Annotated in this window: 14 protein-coding genes; 5 read left to right on the top strand and 9 right to left on the bottom strand. The window is 72.0% G+C overall.

Going from position 1 to position 16,924, the window contains the following annotated elements; translation table 11 throughout:
• Positions 1–25 precede the first annotated feature (25 nt).
• The 3 genes from AC3AOF_RS28975 to AC3AOF_RS28965 all read left to right on the top strand — a co-directional run bounded on the left by AC3AOF_RS28975 (position 26) and on the right by AC3AOF_RS28965 (position 3,952).
• A complete protein-coding gene (locus AC3AOF_RS28975; protein WP_236987605.1) occupies positions 26–1,207 on the top strand; it encodes a cupin domain-containing protein in 1,182 nt (393 codons plus the stop codon).
• 391 nt (positions 1,208–1,598) lie between these two features.
• A complete protein-coding gene (locus tag AC3AOF_RS28970; RefSeq protein WP_488347205.1) occupies positions 1,599–2,534 on the top strand; it encodes a LysR family transcriptional regulator in 936 nt (311 codons plus the stop codon).
• 80 nt (positions 2,535–2,614) lie between these two features.
• The gene (locus tag AC3AOF_RS28965) at positions 2,615–3,952 is read left to right on the top strand and encodes a methyl-accepting chemotaxis protein (RefSeq protein ID WP_488347204.1); all 1,338 of its coding nucleotides are present in this window, start codon (positions 2,615–2,617) and stop codon (positions 3,950–3,952) included.
• A 139-nt stretch (positions 3,953–4,091) separates the two neighbouring features.
• Here the strand turns inward: AC3AOF_RS28965 and AC3AOF_RS28960 are convergent, their stop codons facing one another.
• From AC3AOF_RS28960 to AC3AOF_RS28925, 8 genes are all read right to left on the bottom strand, one after another.
• Positions 4,092–6,095 (bottom strand): methyl-accepting chemotaxis protein, encoded by a 2,004-nt coding sequence (locus AC3AOF_RS28960; RefSeq protein WP_236987607.1) that lies wholly within the window; start codon positions 6,093–6,095, stop codon positions 4,092–4,094.
• Between the two features lie 180 nt (positions 6,096–6,275).
• On the bottom strand, positions 6,276–6,725 hold the full coding sequence (locus tag AC3AOF_RS28955; protein ID WP_488347203.1) for a Zn-ribbon domain-containing OB-fold protein: 450 nt from the start codon (positions 6,723–6,725) through the stop codon (positions 6,276–6,278).
• Between the two features lie 5 nt (positions 6,726–6,730).
• Positions 6,731–7,897 carry a thiolase domain-containing protein gene (locus tag AC3AOF_RS28950; RefSeq protein ID WP_236987609.1) on the bottom strand — a complete coding sequence of 389 codons (1,167 nt, stop codon included), beginning with the start codon at positions 7,895–7,897 and terminating at the stop codon, positions 6,731–6,733.
• Positions 7,898–7,899: 2 nt separating this feature from the next.
• Positions 7,900–8,814, bottom strand: coding sequence for an SDR family NAD(P)-dependent oxidoreductase (locus AC3AOF_RS28945; protein ID WP_488347202.1), 915 nt, complete (start codon positions 8,812–8,814; stop codon positions 7,900–7,902).
• A 518-nt stretch (positions 8,815–9,332) separates the two neighbouring features.
• Positions 9,333–10,106, bottom strand: coding sequence for an enoyl-CoA hydratase-related protein (locus tag AC3AOF_RS28940; RefSeq protein ID WP_236987611.1), 774 nt, complete (start codon positions 10,104–10,106; stop codon positions 9,333–9,335).
• Positions 10,106–11,629, bottom strand: coding sequence for an acetyl-CoA acetyltransferase (locus AC3AOF_RS28935; RefSeq protein ID WP_488347201.1), 1,524 nt, complete (start codon positions 11,627–11,629; stop codon positions 10,106–10,108). Before AC3AOF_RS28935 ends, AC3AOF_RS28940 begins: the two co-directional genes overlap by 1 nt.
• Positions 11,630–11,954: 325 nt before the next feature.
• Positions 11,955–14,057 carry an acetate--CoA ligase family protein gene (locus AC3AOF_RS28930; RefSeq protein ID WP_488347200.1) on the bottom strand — a complete coding sequence of 701 codons (2,103 nt, stop codon included), beginning with the start codon at positions 14,055–14,057 and terminating at the stop codon, positions 11,955–11,957.
• Positions 14,044–15,282, bottom strand: a complete 1,239-nt coding sequence (locus AC3AOF_RS28925; RefSeq protein WP_236987614.1) for an ABC transporter substrate-binding protein — start codon at positions 15,280–15,282, stop codon at positions 14,044–14,046. Before AC3AOF_RS28925 ends, AC3AOF_RS28930 begins: the two co-directional genes overlap by 14 nt.
• A 120-nt stretch (positions 15,283–15,402) precedes the next feature.
• Between AC3AOF_RS28925 and AC3AOF_RS28920 the strand changes: the two genes are divergently transcribed.
• Together AC3AOF_RS28920 and AC3AOF_RS28915 are read left to right on the top strand one after the other, a co-directional pair.
• Positions 15,403–16,239 carry an IclR family transcriptional regulator gene (locus AC3AOF_RS28920; protein ID WP_488347199.1) on the top strand — a complete coding sequence of 279 codons (837 nt, stop codon included), beginning with the start codon at positions 15,403–15,405 and terminating at the stop codon, positions 16,237–16,239.
• A 92-nt stretch (positions 16,240–16,331) separates the two neighbouring features.
• The gene (locus AC3AOF_RS28915) at positions 16,332–16,574 is read left to right on the top strand and encodes a hypothetical protein (protein WP_488347198.1); all 243 of its coding nucleotides are present in this window, start codon (positions 16,332–16,334) and stop codon (positions 16,572–16,574) included.
• A gap of 10 nt (positions 16,575–16,584) precedes the next feature.
• Here the strand turns inward: AC3AOF_RS28915 and AC3AOF_RS28910 are convergent, their stop codons facing one another.
• Positions 16,585–16,914, bottom strand: a complete 330-nt coding sequence (locus AC3AOF_RS28910) for an L-rhamnose mutarotase (RefSeq protein WP_488347197.1) — start codon at positions 16,912–16,914, stop codon at positions 16,585–16,587.
• Positions 16,915–16,924: the final 10 nt, after the last annotated feature.

Here is a 16,924-nt window from a genome sequence, read left to right as displayed (position 1 = left end):
GCCGGCACGCATGGGGGAACGCATCATGGACCAGACGCGGCGGCTGTTTCTGGGGAGCGCGGCGCTCGGCGCCGGCATGGTGGCGACGGGCGCGAAGGCCCTCGAGCACGACCACGGCAACCCGGGCGACGGCGGCTACGGCCGGCAGTCGGTGTCGCTGCCGCCGGGCGCCAAGGTCGCCTACCACGATCCGCAGGATGTCGGGGCGATGCCCGAGTTCCGCTTCTCGCTCGACGGCAACCGCCCGAAGGTGACCTCCGGCGGCTGGGCCAAGGAAGCGACCGTCCACCAGTTCCCCATCAGCAAGGGGATCGCGGGCGTGCACATGTTCCTCGAGCCCGGCGCCTCGCGCGAATTGCACTGGCACGCCATCGCGGCCGAATGGGCCTACGTCATCGACGGCCGCTGCCAGACCGTGGTGCTCGATCCGAGCGGCGCCAGCGAGATCAACAACTACGAGCCCGGCGACCTCTGGTACTTCCCGAAGGGCCACGGCCACTCGATCCAGACCATCGGCGACAAGCCCTGCCACTTCATCCTGTCCTTCGACAACGGCGCCTTCTCGGAGCACGGCACCTTCTCGATCACCGACTGGATCGACGTGACCCCGAAGGACATGCTGGCCCTCGATTTCGGTCTGCCGGCGAACGCCTTCGACGCCTTCCCGAAGGGCGAGGCCTATATCCAGGCCGGCCCGGTGGTCCCGGTGTCGGACGCCCTCGACGCGCCCTGGCCGAAGGAATCGACCCACAAGTTCCGCCTGCTCAAGGACCCGCGGGCGGTCCGCGAGTTCGAGGGCGGCACCTTCCGCCTCGCCACGGTCGACGAGTGGCCGATCCAGAAGACGATGTCGGGCGGCGTGATGACGATCCGGCCGGGGCAGATGCGCAAGCTGCACTGGAACGTCAACGCCAACGAGTGGCACTATTACCTGAAGGGCAAGGGCCAGGTGGCCCTGTTCGGCTCGGGCGGGCGCGGCAAGGTGGCCGAGTTCAAGCCCGGCGACGTCGCCTACATCCCGATGGGCTTCGGCCACGCGATCAAGAACACCGGCGACGAGGACCTGGAGATCGTCCAGACCTGGGACAACGGCAAGTTCGAGGAGATCGACCTCGACACCTGGATCAAGTCGAGCCCGCGCTACCTCCTGTCGAACAACTTTTCGGGGGTGCCGGGCGAGACGCTGACGAAGATGAAGCAGGGGTAAGGCGAAGCCCATCGCGACGCGCGCGAAATCTCCCCCTCTGCGCAAGGCCGTCCGGGGAAAGACATGGCGCGGGTTACTCTCCTCTCCCCGCGGGCGGGGAGAGGGCCGTGTCCCCGTCCAGGGGACGCGGCAAGCGGAGGCGAAAGCCGAAGCGAGGGTGAGGGGGTGTTTCAGGATGTGCCTCCTCCGGCATCACCCCTCACCCTCGCCCTGTGGGCTCGCTGCGCTTCCTGAACGGAAGCACAGCCCTCTCCCCGCCCGCGGGGAGAGGGGAAACCCGCGACCCTCGTTTCCCCGGACAGCCCGCCGCAGAAGGGGGGGAGGGTTCGCGATGCACAGCCTCCCCCCACCGCCTATCCCCCGCCGCGCCGCTCCGCTACAACCCGCGCCCGTGAACTGGGACGCGTTCGACTTCAAGCTCCTCATCGTGTTCGACGCGATCATGCGCGAGCGCCACGTGACGCGCGCGGGCGAGCGGCTGGGCCTGAGCCAGTCGGCGGTGAGCCACGCGCTGCAGCGGCTGCGCCGGGCGCTCGGCGACGAATTGTTCGTGCGCGGGCCCGAGGGCATGAGCCCGACGCCCCGGGCCCTCGACCTGGCCGAGCCGGTGCGCCGGGCGCTGGCCGAGATCGAGGGCGCCCTGCACCAGGACCGGTTCGACCCGGCCACCTCGACCGCGCGGTTTCGCCTGGTGCTCAACAATACCGCCGCCGTGGTGCTGGCCGCGCCGATCGCCGAATGGATCGCGAGCCGGGCCCCTCGTTTGAGCCTGCACATGAGCCCGAGCGGCACCGTGCGGGTCGACGACCTCTTGGATCGCGGCGATGTGGATCTTGCGATCGTCGGGACCGGGCGGGTCGAGGGCGAGCGCTTCGGCACCGCCACGCTGATCCGGGACGGGTTCGCGGTCGTCGCCCGGCGCGGGCATCCAGGCCTCGCCGCGCCCCTCACCTACGAGCGCCTCGCCGACCTCTCGCACCTCGTCGTCTCCTCCACCGGCGACGATGTCGGCTTCCTCGACGGCATCCTGGCGAGACGGGGCCTGCCGCCGCGCCGGGTCGCGATGGCGGCCCCGTTCCTGTCGGCGGCGCCGATCCTCGCCCGCTCCGACTTGGTGGCGGTGATGGCTGAGCGGATCGCCCGTACCCTGGCGACGGTACATCCGGTCGCCTGCGAGCCGCTGCCGGTGGATCCGGACCTGCCGGTCACCCGCTCGGCCCTGGTCTGGGCCCGGCGGGTCGAGCGCCATCCCGACCATGCTTGGCTGCGCCGGCAGATCGCCGATTGCGCCCGCAGCCTCGGGGACGGCCCGGTTCCAGGTCCCTAGTCGTCGAATGGATCGCCGGTAACCGAAAATTATCGCGGTCGCTCGCATCAGTTGTAGACCTGAATAGGTGCAACCGAGCCATGGATCAGACCGTCGTCTCCGCCGCGCAAGCCCGGCGCTTCGCCACCTTCGGCCTGACGGACGACGATCTCGTCCGCCTGCGCGGCCTCGAAGGCTTCGCGCGGGAGCGCCTGCCGGGGCTGCTGGCCGACTGGAACGCCCGCTTCGCGGACTGGCCGGAGATCCAGGAGACCTTGCGCGATCCGGAGGTGCACGCGGCCCGGGTCGCCCATTGGGTGCGGGTGGTGAGCGGCGATTTCGGCCCGGACTTCACCGCCTCGGCCGAGCGCCTGGCCTCGGTCTTCTACGCCCGGCGGGTGCCGGCCTACGCGGTCGCGATCTGCCACGCCACGGTGACGGCGGGGCTCACCGAGGCGCTCGGCCTCGCCGGGCCGCGGCGCCTGCTCGGAGGCAAGGCCGAGGCGGCGCTCCAGGGTGCGCTCACCCGGGCGGCCTGGCTCGACCTCGAAGTGCTGCTCGAGACCTATGCGCAAGCCGAGCAGGCGACCCGGCGCCGCACCACCGCCGCCCTGGCCCAGGCCTTCGAGGAGCGCGTGCTCGCGGCGATCGGCGCGGTCGCCGACCGGGCCCGGGCCCTCGACGGTACCGTCGGGGCGCTGTCGCGCAACGCCTCGCGCTCGTCGCAGGCGGCGACCTCCGTCGCGGCGGCGGTGACCCAGGCCTCGGCCGGGACCGAGCAGGTGGCGCGCTCCGCCGAGCAGCTGCGCGCGGCGATCGCGGAGATCGCCGGCGAGGTCGGCCGCTCCCACAATATGGCGGCGGATGCGGTGGCGCAATCCGACGCGGTGGCGGCGCAGGTCGCGTCGCTCGCCGGGGCGGTGGCGCAGATCGGCGAGGTGGTGACGCTGATCACCGGCATCGCCGACCAGACCAACCTGCTGGCGCTCAACGCCACCATCGAGGCGTCCCGCGCCGGTGCGGCCGGCCGCGGCTTCGCGGTGGTCGCCGCGGAGGTGAAGGCCCTGGCCCAGCAGACCGCCCGCGCCACCGGGACGATCACCGGGCAGATCGACACCGTGCGGGCGGCGGCGGACGGCTCGGTCGAGGCCATCGCCCGCATCCGCCGGACGATCGGCCAGGTCAGCGAAAGCAGCGCGATGATCAGCGCCGCGGTCGAGGAGCAGAGCGCCGCCACCGCCGAGATCGCCCGCAGCACCCGCGACGTCAGCGCCGGCACCGACGAGGTCGCCCGCCTGATCGACCGCGTGCGCGAGGATGCCGGCGGCACCGCCGAGGCCGCCGCCCACGTCACCGACACCACCCGCGACCTCGGCCGGCAGGCGGAGGCGATGAACGCGGCGGTCGGGGCGTTCCTGGGCGAAATCCGGGCGGCGTGAGGAGGAGCCCCGGCACCGGTCGGTCGTCCCGGGGACCGAGGGGAGAAAACCAAAGGCCCCGCCGCGTGAGCCGCGCCGGGGCCTTTGTTCGTCGAAGGACCGGCGGAACCCGAGACGATCCCGCCGGGAGGGTCGCGCGTCAGGCCGCCTGGATGTCGCGCAGGAAGCCGTCGACCTCCTGCTTGACGGTGAGCGACTGGGTGGCGAGTTCGGCCGCCGCCATCAGCACCTGGGAGGCGGCGCTGCCGGTCTCACCGGCCGAGCCGAGGACGCCGGCCATCGCGGCGGTGACGTCCTGTGTGCCCCGGGCGGCCTGCGAGGCGTTGCGCGAGATCTCGGTCGTCGCGGCGGTCTGCTCCGTCACCGTCGCGGCGATCATGCCGCTGATCTCGTTGATGGTCGCGATGGTCTGGCCGATCTGCCCGATGGCGCCGGCCGCCTGGCCGGTGGCGGCCTGGATCGCCGTGATCTGACCGCCGATCTCCACGGTCGCCCGGGAGGTCTGGGCGGCGAGCTCCTTCACCTCCGCCGCGACCACCGCGAAGCCGCGGCCCGCCGCGCCGGCCCGCGCCGCCTCGATCGTGGCGTTGAGCGCGAGCAGGTTGGTCTGGTCGGCGATGGCGGTGATCGTCGCGACGGCGGCGCCGATCTGCGTGGCGGCGGCGCTGAGGCTCGTCATGGCGGCGTCGGTCGCCGCGGCCTCGCGGGTGGCGTTGCCGGCGACCTCGTTCGAGCGCAGCACCTGCCGCTCGATCTCCTGGAGCGAGGACACCATCTCCTCGGCCGCCGCCGCGACCATCTGGACGCTGGCGGAGGTCTGCTCGGCGGTGCCGCTCGAGGCCTGCGCCTGGGCGCTGGTGGTGTCGGCGACGCTCGTCATGGTGCGGGCCGTGGCGTCGAGCTCGGTCGCGGCCGAGGTGACGATCTCGAGCGAGCCCGCGACCCGGTGCTGGAAGCCCCGCACCAGCTGGTCGACCCGGTCGGCGCGGCGCTGGCGGGCGGATTGCTCGTCGCGCTGCTGCGCCTCCAGTTCGATCCGGGCGAGGGCGTTCTGGCGGAAGACCTCGACGGCTTGCGCCATCTCGCCCATCTCGTCGCGGGAGTCGCGGGAGGGCACGGCGAGGTCGGTCTCTCCTTGCGCCAGCCGCTTCATCGCCGCGGTCATCCCGCCGATCGGCCCGACGATGCTGCGGGCGATCAGGACGGCGAGGCCGGCGCCGAGGGAGAGGGCGAAGGCGATCAGGGCGAACTGGATCACCTTCGTCCGCGCCGTCATCGCTTCCGTTGCGGCGGCGATCTCGCGGACCACGGTCTCCACCTTAGCCCGAACGGTCTTGGTGGCCTCGTCGATGGCGGTGAGGTGCGGCCTGATGCCGGTATCGTAGATCTGCCGGCTCTCGCCCGACGCCGTGCCGTAGGCCTGGAAGGCGGCGACGTAGGCGGCGAGCGCCTGCTCGGTCGCGCGCATCGGCTGGGCGAAGGAGCCGGCGGAATCGAGCCCGCGCAGGAGCTTGAGGGCGGCGTCCGCCTTGCCGGCATTGGTCGCGAAGGTCGCCGGGCCGTTCGGGTCCTGCGTCGCCAGGAAGCGCCAGTTGGCGACCCGGACCAGCAGCATGGCGCTCTCGGTCGCGGCGGCCTGGAGCACCTGCGCGTCGCTGGCGCGGGCCCGCATCTCGGCCACGAGGGCGTTGGTCGCGCGGGTCAGCTCGTCGCCGCCCTTGAACAGCTTGTCCTTGGCCTCCGCCATGCCGCGTCCCGCCGCCGCCAGGCGCTGAAGGTCGGGCTTCAGATCGCGGGCCTGGTCGCGGATCTCCGCGTAGAGCTTGCGGCGGTCCTCGGCGATCGACCGCTTGGCCATCATGTCGCCCGATTCCTCGATCGACCGGCGCTCCTCCTCGATCCCGGCGATCAGCTCGGGCCGCGGCAGGATCCGGTACTGCTCCGCCTGGCCCGACATCGACTTCGTCGACACGATCACGGACAGCGCGGAGCGGGACAGATCGTCGAGCAGCGCCCGCTTCTCGTATTGCTCGACGAGACCGGCCTGCTGGTAGATCGAGAAGCCGCCCAGGCCGGCAGCGATCATCACCAACGACCCGAAGCCGACGTAGAGGCGGGTGCGGACGGTCAACCTGCGCAACATGCCGAGAATCCAGTAAGACGTTGTTTACTCACTATGGATCGGCGCCATTAATGATCAGTTACAAACTGACCCTGTGGTAGAAAGATGCCGCAGCGTGCACCCAGGCTGCGTTCATGTCGGGCCGCGCGCATGGAGGGTCCGGTGCCGGGCCCGTCACCGGACGTCGAAGACCCGCGCGCGTCACGCCGCCGGGGCCGGCTCCGGCGGATCGCCCGCCCCGGCCGGCCGGAAGCACGGCACCGGCGTCCCGTCGCGCGACGACGCGAAGACCAGCTGCACCGGCAGGCCGATCGCCAGGGCTTGCGGATCGCAATCGACCAGGCTCGTCAGCATCGTCGGGCCTTCCGCCAGGGTGACGTAGGCGACCGTGCGGGGCGGGTCCTCGCGGGCGAGCACGGTGTAGCTGTAGATCGTGCCCTCGCCCGAGGCCTCCTCCCAGGCGGTCTCACCGAAGCAGAACGGGCAGAGCGCGCGCGGATACCAATGCGCCTTGCCGCAGGCGGCGCAGCGGCGCAGCAGGAACCGGCCCTCGCGGGCCGCCGCCACGAAGGGCGCGGAATCGGGGCTTGCCGGCGGGTCGGGCCAGTCGCCGTCGCGCAGCGGGATGCGGGTCGAGGACGCTTTCGTCATCTGTCTCACTCCCTCCCGAGGATCAGGGTCGCGGCGCCGTGGCGGCTGCCGAGCAGGCCGCCGATCCCGGTCGCGACGGCCAGCTCGCAGTTCCTCACCTGCACCGCCGGATGGGCCTCGCCGCGCAGCTGGCGCACCGCCTCGATCACCTTGGTGATGCCGCCCCGGTTGGCCGGGTGGTTGTTGCACAGGCCGCCGCCATCGGTGTTGAACGGCAATCGTCCGGTGCCGGAGATCAGGTTGCCGTCGGCGACGAAGCGGCCGCCCTGCCCCTTCTCGCAGAAGCCGAGATCCTCGAGCTGCATCAGCACCGTGATGGTGAAGCTGTCGTAGATCGAGGCGTAATCGATGTCGGCCGGGCTCACCCCGGCCTCCGCGAAGGCGGCCGGACCCGAGATCCGCGCCGCCGACCAGGTCAGGTCGACCTCGCCGCCGAGCTGGCCCTTGTGGGCCTCGCCCGCCCCCATCACGCGCACCAGCGGGTGCTTCAGGCTGCGGGCGATCTCGGGCCGCGCCACCACCAGCGCCCCGCCGCCGTCGCTGACGACGCAGCAATCGAGCCGGTGCAGCGGATCGGCGACCATCGGCGAGGCCACGACATCCGCGACGCTCACCACGTCGCGCAGCATCGCGTGCGGATTGTGCTGCGCATGGTGCGAGGCCGCGACCTTGATCCAGGCGAGCTGCTCGGACGTCGTGCCGAACTCGTGCATATGGCGGCGCGCACAGAGCGCGTAGAGGTTGACCGTGGTCGGGCCGAACGGCGTCTCCCACGGGCTGTCCGGGGCGTCGGCGATGACGGGGCGGGCCGCGGTGCCGGAATGGCCGGCGCTGCGCGGCCGGCCGGCCAGCGTGATCAGCGCGACATTGCACTTCCCCATCGCGATGGCCTCAGCCGCATGCGCCACATGGGCGATGTAGGAGGCGCCGCCGATATCGGTGCTGTCGAGGTGGCGCAAGGACAGGTTCATGTAGTCGGCCATTGCCAGCGGCCCGAGGCCCGGCGCGTCGCCGGCGCAGAAATAGCCGTCGACGTCGTCCTTGGTCAGCCCGGCATCGGCGAGCGCGCCGGCGGCGGATTCGGCGTGGAGCTGGGCCACCGACTTGTCCGGGGCCTTGCGGGTCGGGTGCTCGTAGGCCCCGACGATGTGGGCGCGTCCGTTGATCGTCATGGTCACACCGGGTCCCAGGAGAACACGTCGGGGCTGCGGTCGAGGGGGGCGAGGTGGCCCGACAGCGCCGGCATCCCGTGCTCGGCGATGGTCTCCGGCGTCCAGCCCTCGGAGCGGTGCACGCCGCGCACCGGGCGGGGGTGGTTGAAGACGAACAGCTCGTTGTGGCGGGCGGCGAAGATCTGGCCGGTGACGGTGCTTGCCTGATCGGAGGCGAGGAAGACCGCGAGCGGCGCGTTCTTCTCCGGCCCCATCGCCTGGAGCTTGGCGACGCGGGCCTTCTGCTCCGGGGTCTCGGCCGGGATCGAGCTGGTCATCCGGCTCCAGGCGAAGGGGGCGATGCAGTTCGAGCGCACGCCGAACCGGCCCATGTCGAGGGCGATCGACTTCGACAGGGCGGCGACGCCGAGCTTGGCGGCGGAATAATTCGCCTGGCCGATGTTGCCGATCAGGCCCGAGGTCGAGGTCATGTGGACATAGGCGCCGGCCCCTTGCTTGCGGAAGGTTTCGGCGGCGGCGCGGGAGACGAAGAAGCTGCCGTTGAGGTGGACGTTGATGACCGACAGCCATTCCTCCGGCGTCATCTTGTGGAAGATCTGGTCGCGCAGGATGCCGGCATTGTTGACCACGATGTCGAGGCGGCCGAAGGCATCCAGCGCGGTCGCCACCATGCGTTGCGCCGCCGCCCATTCGGCGACGCTGCCGGTATCGACCACCGCCTGGCCGCCGCGCTGCTCGATGATGGCGCGGGTCTGCTCGCCCGGCGTCGCCGAGGTCTCGCCGAGGCCGCTCAACGAGGCGCCGACGTCGTTGACCACCACCCGGGCGCCGGCGAGCGCCATGGCGAGCGCGATCTCCCGCCCGATGCCGCCGCCCGCTCCGGTGACGAGGGCGACCTTTCCGTCCAGTAGGCCCATGGGGTTCCTCCTTCGATGGTCTGTTTGGCTGGTCTGAGAGCTTGTTTGACTATGATGTGAATGCTGCAGAGGACTTTTTCTTCCAGCCCACAACCTCATCCTGAGGTGTTAGCCGATCGAAGATCGGCTGACCTCGAAGGAGGGCTCCAGGGATCGCGCAGGCTTCTGGAGGCCTCCTTCGAGGTCAGTCCATCGTTGATGGACTGACACCTCAGGATGAGGTCGAGAATGGGAAGAACTTACCCTTCAAGTCAAACAGTCTCTGACAGTTTTTCCCAAACACGACCTCATCCTGAGCGCTCGTTCGATTTGCCCGACACTCTCGATACCCTCCGCGTCATTCCGGGGCCGCGAAAGCGGAGCCCGGAATCCAGAACTGCCGATCGTTCAGAACAAGGCGGATCGCGTTCCGCTTGATCCTTTCATACCTGCGGCTCTGGATTCCGGGCTCCGCTGCGCGGCCCCGGAATGACGCCGTGGATTTGAGATCTATGGCGATCAATCGAACAGGCTCCCCATCACCGTCCCGTCCAGCGCGGCGGGCGCTTCTCGATGAAGGCGCGGGGCCCTTCGCGAAAATCCTCCGAGGCCTGGACGCGGGCCCGGGCCGCGGCGCTCGCCGCCCGCAAGGCCGCCTCGTCGGCCGCCGTGGCCAGGCGCGCCACCGCCAGGCTCTCGCGCACGGCGAGCGGGGCGTTGCCGGCGATCACCGTCGCGAGCGCCACGGCCGCGTCCCGGGCCGATCCCCGCGGCGCCAGCCGGCCGACGAGGCCGAGCGCGTGGGCGCGGGCGGCGTCGAGGGGCGCGCCGGTCAGGATCATCTCGAGCGCGACCGCCCGGGGCAGCGCCCGCGGCAGCCGGTAGAGCCCGCCCGCCGCGGCGACGAGGCCGCGGGTCACCTCCGGTAGGCCGAAGCTGGCCCCCTCCCCCGCCACGATCAGATCGCAGGCGAGCGCGATCTCGCAACCACCGGCCAAAGCCGGGCCCTCCACGGCGGCGATCCAGGGCTTGGCCCGCACGGCGTGGACGAAGCCGGCGAACCCGCCCCCTTCGGTCCAGAGATCGTCGGCGCGGCCAGCCGCGACCGCCTTCAGGTCGGCCCCGGCGCAGAAGACCGGGCCCTCGCCGGCCAGGACCACGGCGCGGATCGCGTCGTCGGCCTCCGTCGCCGCCACGGCGTCGCCGAGGGCGCGGGCGAGCGCCGGGTCGACGGCGTTGCGCGCCTGCGGGCGGTTCAACGTCAGGAGAGCGACGTGATCGCCGATGCGGTCGAGGCGGAGGGGATCCGGCATCAGGCGGCCTCCCACTCGAGGAGCCCGTCGCGGGCCGTCCGCAAGGTGCCGTCGAGGCCGACGGGAGAGCGGTCGAGATCGGTCAGCGCCGCCAGGGTGGCGCGGTCGGCGGCCGGCACCCGGGCGAGCAGGCGGGTCTCGCCCTGGCGCAGGACCACGACGCCGCGCTCCGGCGCGCCCTCGCGGTCGAACAGCACCGTATGGGTCTCGACGACGGCGCGGCCCGCGGCGTCCTCCACCACCGGCGGCACCGGCCCGCGGCGGCTCTCCGCCGCGTCCTGGACCGAGACCGGCGCGTCGTCGAGCCCGTCGAACCCGCCGCCCAGCACCAGGGCGTGGTGCTTGGTGACGAACTCGCCCTGGCCGTAGAGCAGACCGGCACGGCCGGGCGCCTCGCGCAGAAGCCGCACCATCGCGCAGGCGGCATGCGCCATGTAGCCGTTGAGGGGCGCGCCGAAGAAGGTCAGCCCGCCCGCCACCGTCGGCACGGCCTCGTCGGGCAGGAGGAGGCGGCGGCGCGCCATCTTGGGCACGCAAGGGAAGCAGCTGTAGAGTTCGAGCGCGGTGAGGTCCGAGGCGGCGAGGCCGGCCCGGCGGAGCGCCGCCGCCAGCACCGCATCCTGCGCCGGGGCGTGGTCGAAGCGGTCGCGCGACAGCCAGTCCCGTGGCTCGTTCGCGGCGGCGCCGGGGCCGATCGGGACCAGGCGATGCTCGGGGAGGCCGGCGGCGCGGGCAAGGCCCAAGCTCGTCACGATCACGGCGGCGGCCTGGTTCACCACGGGGTTGGCCACCATCAGCTTGGTGTAGGGCCAGGCGATCGGCCGGTTGGCGGGCGTCGGCGTGGCGATCTCGTCGGGGGTGAAGGACCGACGCAGCCATCCATGCGGATTGTCGGCCGCGACCCGGGAGAAGGCCGCCCCGAGTGCCGCCGATTCGTCGCGGCCCTGGCGCGGGGTCTGGCCCCAGGCGGCCTGGAGCGCGGTCTCGTAGAGGGGATAGACGGCGACCGGCTGCGACAGGCCGTGGCGCAGGGCCTGGGGGTGGAGGTAGTCGCGCGCCCGCGGGTTGGTCCAGGCCGGGTCCGGCGCGGTCCAGGGCGGGGTCGCGTCGCGGTCGGGCGTCAGGCCGGCGCGGCGCGCCGCCGCAGCGCTGTGCTCCGCCTCGCCGCTGCACAGGGCCGCCACCGCGGCCTCGCCGCGCGCGATCCGCCGCGCCGCCTCGTGCAGGAAGCGGACCGGCGTCTCGCCGCCGACAGGACCGTAGGCGAGGCGGGCCGGGCGATGGCCGAGGAGGTCGGCGAGGCGGGCCGGCAGGTCGGCATAGGGCCACGACACCGCGTTGACGACGTCGAGGGAGCCGATCCGCGAGAGCCAGCCGCCGCCGGCATCCGCGTCGGCGCGGGCCAGGGCCTCGGCCATCAGGGCGGCGGGCTCGGGGCCGATCGGGCCACGGCCGGGGGTGTCGGGCCGGTCGGCGACCTCGCCGATGCCGATGATGACGGGGATGCGGGCGGGGTCGGTCATCTCGCCGGCCTCATGCATCGGGAGATGCGCCGGCCCGAACCCTCCCCCCTCTGCGGGCTTGCAGATCCACACAACGCCCCTGATATCCAACCCTTTGTATAATCAGGCGCTTTCCCCTCCCCCTTGTGGGCAGGGGTTAAGGGGTGGGGGTGGTGCCGCGTAGAGCGCGCGGATTCTCCGGCACCACCCCCACCCCTAACCCCTCCCCACAAGGGGGAGGGGAGGCGCGCTACCTTCAAAGGCGGAAGCACGCGGACCGAAATGCGTGAATGCGATAGCCTCTGCGGGGGAGGGTTCACGCGCGAGACCTCCAATCCCATTCTCATCACCCCGCCTCCCCCACCTCGATCACCGCATCCGCCGCGAACGCCCCCTCGGGCAGGGCGAAGACCGGGTTGAGGTCGATGGAGGCCAGCCGCGGCCCCGCCGCCACGGCGAAGACCGAGAGCCGCGACAGCATCCGGGCGAGCGCGGCGATGTCGCAGGGCGGCCGACCGCGGGCGCCGGTGAGGAGCGGCGCGGCCTTGATCGAGCGGATCATCGCCTCGGCCACGTCCTCGCCGAACGGGCAGCGCCGGAACACCACGTCGCGCATCACCTCGACGAAGACCCCGCCGAGGCCGACCATCGCCACCGGGCCGAAGACCGGATCGCGCTGGATGCCCATGATGCACTCGACCGCCCCCCTGACCTGGCACGCCACCAGCACGCCGTCGATCCGGGCGTCAGGCGCGTGGCGGGCGGCGCGTTCGATCAGGATAGCGTAGCCGCGCCGGACCGCCTCGGCATCGCCGATGTCGAGCAGGACCCCGCCGATCTCGGTCTTGTGCAGGATGTCCGGCGACAGGATCTTCATCACCACCGGAAAGCCGAAGGATTCGGCCGCCGCGACCGCCGCCGCCGCGTCGGCGCACGCCGCCTCCGGCACCGTCGCGATGCCGGCGGCCGAGAGCAGGCGTTTGGCCTCGGCCTCGCTCGGGTTCTCGTCCGGCAGCCGGACGGGCGCGCCTGCCGGCGGCGGCACCGGCTCGATCTCCGAAAAACTCGCGCCGAGGCGGCCCATCGCGTCGAGGGCGACGACGGCGCGGGCCGGATCCTCGTAGAGCAGGTAGCCGTCGGCCTCGTAGTCCCGGTTGCGCTCCTCCGAGGCGAGGACCGAGAGGGCGTAGAGCCGGTCCGGATGGCGCGCCTTGACGGCGTTGAGCTGGGCGCGGATCGCCGGCGCCATGCTGGGAGCGCCGCCGATCTGGGTGAAGAAGGCCAGGATCGAGGCATAACCGCCCTCGGCGATCATCGCCTCGGTGAAGCGGCCGATCAGCGACAGGTCGTTGAAGGCCTGCGCGGTGCAATCGACCGGGTTGCGCGGCGCGGCGATCGGCAGGATCGCCTTCAGGCGGGCCTGCGCGTCCTCCGGCATCGCCGGCATCGGCAGGCCGACGGCCTCGGCGGCATCCGAGATCAGCACCCCGGCGCCGCCCGAGATGGTGATGACGCCCAAGCTGTTCGGCACCGGGTAGATCCGCCGCGTCGCCGCATAGGCGATGTCGATCAGCTCTTCCGTCGAGCGGGCCCGGATCACGCCGTGCTCGGCGAGCACCGCGGAGAACACCGCGTCGTTGCCGGCGATCGAGGCGGTGTGCGACCGCGCCGCCGCGCTGCCGATCGCGCTGCGGCCGACCTTCATCATCACCACGGGCTTCTTCGCCCGCCGCGCCTCGGCAAGCGCGCCGGCGAAGGCCGGCCCGTCCTGCACGCCCTCGGCATAGGCCATGATGACGTCGATGCCGTCGTCCTGCGCCATCCAGCCGATCGCGTCGGCGACCGACAGGTCGGCCTCGTTGCCGGTGGTGACCAGCATCGCGGTGCCGATATGGCGGTTGCGGCAGGCGGTGAAGAGGTGGGTGCCGTAGGCGCCCGACTGGCTGGCGATGCCGATCCGCCCCGGCAGCGGCAGGCCGCCTTCGAGCGAGGCGGAGAAGATCGGGTAGAAGCCGGTCGCCGCGTTGAACAGGCCGAGGCAGTTCGGCCCCAGCAGCCGCATCCCGTGACGCCGCGCCGCCGCGACGAGGGCTCCTTGCGCCTCCGCCCCCGCCTCGCCGATCTCGGCGTAGCCCGCCGTGAACAGGATGGCGAAGCGCGTGCCCCGCGCGCCCAGTTCCTCGACTGCCTGGAGCGCCGCCGCGCCGGGCACCGCGATCACCGCCACGTCGGGCGCCTGGGGCAGGGCGGCGACGGAGGGGAAGCAGGGAAGGCCCTGCACCTCGGCCCGGTTCGGGTTCACCGGCAGGATCGCGCCCTGGAAGCCGGCGCGCAGCATGTAGGCGATCGGCCGGCCGCCGATGCGGGTCGGGTCGGCGGAGGCGCCGACGATCGCGACGGCGCCGGGCCGGACCAGGGCGGCGAGGTCGGCGGCGTCAGTTCTTGACATAGGGGCACCCGCCTTCGCTGAGCGGCCGGAACGCCTCGTCGCCCGGGACCGTGGTGACGAGCTCGTAGAGGTCCCACTTGCCCGTCGACTGGGACGGCTTCTTGAAGCGCATCAGGTACATGTCGTGGACCATGCGGCCGTCGGCCCGGACCTTGCCGCCTTGCGCGAAGAAGTCGTTGACCGGCGTCTCGCGCATCTTCGCCATCACGGCGGCCGCATCGGTGGTGCCGGCGGCCTGCACCGCCTTCAGGTAATGGGTGAGGGCCGAGGTCACGCCGGCCTGGTAGGCGGTCGGCATCGCCTTGCGCAGGGCAAAGAAGCGCTTGGCATAGGCCCGGGTCTCCGGCGTGCGGTCCCAGTAGAAGCTGTCGGTGAACAGCGCGCCTTGCACCACCTCGAGGCCGAGGGAAGCGACGTCGGTCAGGGTCACCTGCAACGCCGCGATGGTCTTGTTCGACTGGGTCAGGCCGAATTCATGCGCCTGCTTGACCGCATTGGCGAAGTCGCTGCCCGCATTGGCGAGCGCGATCACCTTGGCGGGCGAGCTTTGCGCCTGGAGCAGGAAGGACGAGAAGTCGGGATTGTTGAACGGGTGGCGGACCTTGCCGAGGACCTGCCCGCCCGCGGCCTCGACCGCCCGGGCCGCGTCGCGCTCCAGCGCGTGGCCGAAGGCGTAATCGGCGGTGAGGAAGTACCAGGATTTTTCACCCCGGCCGACCAGCGTCTTCGCCGTGGCGTTCGACGAGGCGTAGGTGTCGTAGGTCCATTGCACGCTGGTCGGCGAGCACGACTTGCCGGTGAGGTCCGACGAGCCGGCGCCCGAGATCAGGAAGATCTTGCCCCGCTCCCGCGTCACCGCCTGGACCGCCAGCGCGACCGCGGAATTCACCCCCTCCGCCACCACGTCGACGCCCTTCGTGTCGATCCAGTTGCGCACGATGGTCGAGGCGATGTCGGGCTTGTTCTGGTGATCGGCCGAGATGATCTCGATCCGCTTGCCGAGCACCGTCGGGCCGAAATCCTCGACCGCGAGCCGCGCGGCGGCGACCGAGCCCTCGCCGTTGCCCTCGCTGTACTGCCCGCTCATATCGGTGATGATGCCGATCCGCAGCACGTCGCCGTCGGCGCGGGCCGCGGCCGGCGCGAGGAAAGCGGTCGCGGCGCAGAGCGCCCGCAGCATCGCCACGGCGCAACGCGCCACCGGAGCCCGTCGGGTCCGTGCCATCCTGGTCCTCCCATGATGTCCGGCCCTTGTCCCGGGCCGCGCGCGGATCGGCGTTTTCATTCCATCCGCTGAACGCTATTCTGTACCGTAAACGATCGAGGCGGCAAGGGGGGCGGCGGGATGGAGGAGGCGGGCGAGCGGACGGCGGTGATGGAGGTCGGCCGCGAGGTCGGGGCGGTGACGCAGGCCGCGGCGATCCTGCGGGCGATCGCGGGCTCGCGGGAGGCGCTGGGGGTCACGGCGATCGCCCGCGCGGCGGGGGTCAGCCCCTCGACCACGCTCAACATCCTGCGCACCCTGGTGCACGAGGGCTTCGTCGCGCTCGTGCCGGAGACCAAGACCTACCGGCTCGGCCTCGGCCTCCTGGAGGTGGCGCGCCCGCTCCTCAACCGCTCGGACGTGGAGCTGCTGCAACCCGGCCTGCAGCAGGTCGCGACGGAGTTCGAGGCGACGACGACGGTCTGGCAGGTGGCGCCCGACGACAAGGCGCTGCTCCTCGGGCGGATCGTCCCGGCGAGCGGCATCCACATCGAGTTCCGTCTCGCCACCCGCATCCCGGCCTATGCCGGCGCGATCGGCCGCGCCGTGGCGGCGGCGGGCCAGAGCGCCGGGGCGCTGCCGCGCGCCACCCTGCGGGCCCGGTTCGGGGCGATCCGCTGGCACGTGCCGGTGCCCTTCGACACCTTCCTGGAGGAGGTCGCGGCCGCCGCCGAGCGGGGCTATGCCGTCGATATCGGCCAGCTCATCCGCGGCGTGACCACGGCGGCCGCGGCCCTGTGCGACCATAACCGGCGCCCGCGCCTCGTGGTGGCGGCGCACCTGTTCCAGGGGCAGTTGACTGACGAGCGGCTGGAGGCCCTGGGGCTGGCGCTACGCGGGCTCGCCGCGGCGGCGCAGCCGGGGATGTTCGGGGTGGTGGAGGGGGTGGGGGTGAGGCGGCGGGGTGGGGGGCGGTGACGAAGCCCCGCCGTGGAAACCCTGGCTCAGGTTCGAGGTTGCCCACCGGCTGGCCCGCAATGCCGGCGCCTCGATCGGAGCGACTCGACCCCATGAGCGAACAGCGCGACGTGACCACCCCGGACGGCACCGCCTGGACCTGCATCGAGGCGCTTGCCGACCTGCCGGAGGCGGCGAAGGACAAGCTCGCCGGTGCGGGACGCCGGGCGGTGGTGTGCACGCCGTCGGGCGGCGCGCAATCGGTGCGGCTGTCCCTCGCCGAGGATTGGCAGGCGACGCCGGATGCCGACCTCGCCGCCGCGATCCAAGCGGGGCTCGCGCGCGGCGACGGGTGAGCGCGGCCGCTCAATCGTGGTGGAACACCTCTTCCATCATCGCCCACCACTCGCCCTCGGCCCGGCTCTCGAAGGGGCGCTGGCACGGGATGGTCAGGGTCCACCATTCCTGGTTCTTGGCGTCAGCCGCCATCCTGGCCATGTCGGCCTCGAAATCGGTGCCGTGGTACTCCCAGGTGCCGAACAGCAAGTTCTCCGGCTCGCGCAGGAAGATCGTGTAGTTGCGGATGTTGCAGCGGCTGATCAGGTCCAGGACCTCCGGCCACACCGCCTCGTGCAGGCGCTTGTAGGTCGCGATCTGGTCCGGGTTCACGCCGATGACCATGCCCATGCGTTGCATCTCAGCTGCT

It is taken from the genome of Methylobacterium sp. 142-1Y, from assembly GCF_057747795.1.
The sequence above is the reverse complement of the archived record's forward strand: the minus strand, read 5'-3'. Positions and strand labels throughout refer to the sequence as shown.

What these genes read in the sequence shown, in the direction of transcription:
- AC3AOF_RS28975 (WP_236987605.1), top strand. Translation starts at nt 26, where the DNA reads ATGGACCAGACGCGGCGGCTGTTTCTGGGGAGCGCGGCGCTCGGCGCC.
- AC3AOF_RS28965 (WP_488347204.1), top strand. Translation starts at nt 2,615, where the DNA reads ATGGATCAGACCGTCGTCTCCGCCGCGCAAGCCCGGCGCTTCGCCACC.
- AC3AOF_RS28960 (WP_236987607.1), bottom strand. Translation starts at nt 6,095, where the DNA reads ATGTTGCGCAGGTTGACCGTCCGCACCCGCCTCTACGTCGGCTTCGGG.
- AC3AOF_RS28955 (WP_488347203.1), bottom strand. Translation starts at nt 6,725, where the DNA reads ATGACGAAAGCGTCCTCGACCCGCATCCCGCTGCGCGACGGCGACTGG.
- AC3AOF_RS28950 (WP_236987609.1), bottom strand. Translation starts at nt 7,897, where the DNA reads ATGACGATCAACGGACGCGCCCACATCGTCGGGGCCTACGAGCACCCG.
- AC3AOF_RS28945 (WP_488347202.1), bottom strand. Translation starts at nt 8,814, where the DNA reads ATGGGCCTACTGGACGGAAAGGTCGCCCTCGTCACCGGAGCGGGCGGC.
- AC3AOF_RS28940 (WP_236987611.1), bottom strand. Translation starts at nt 10,106, where the DNA reads ATGCCGGATCCCCTCCGCCTCGACCGCATCGGCGATCACGTCGCTCTC.
- AC3AOF_RS28935 (WP_488347201.1), bottom strand. Translation starts at nt 11,629, where the DNA reads ATGACCGACCCCGCCCGCATCCCCGTCATCATCGGCATCGGCGAGGTC.
- AC3AOF_RS28930 (WP_488347200.1), bottom strand. Translation starts at nt 14,057, where the DNA reads ATGTCAAGAACTGACGCCGCCGACCTCGCCGCCCTGGTCCGGCCCGGC.
- AC3AOF_RS28925 (WP_236987614.1), bottom strand. Translation starts at nt 15,282, where the DNA reads ATGGCACGGACCCGACGGGCTCCGGTGGCGCGTTGCGCCGTGGCGATG.
- AC3AOF_RS28920 (WP_488347199.1), top strand. Translation starts at nt 15,403, where the DNA reads ATGGAGGAGGCGGGCGAGCGGACGGCGGTGATGGAGGTCGGCCGCGAG.
- AC3AOF_RS28915 (WP_488347198.1), top strand. Translation starts at nt 16,332, where the DNA reads ATGAGCGAACAGCGCGACGTGACCACCCCGGACGGCACCGCCTGGACC.
- AC3AOF_RS28910 (WP_488347197.1), bottom strand. Translation starts at nt 16,914, where the DNA reads ATGCAACGCATGGGCATGGTCATCGGCGTGAACCCGGACCAGATCGCG.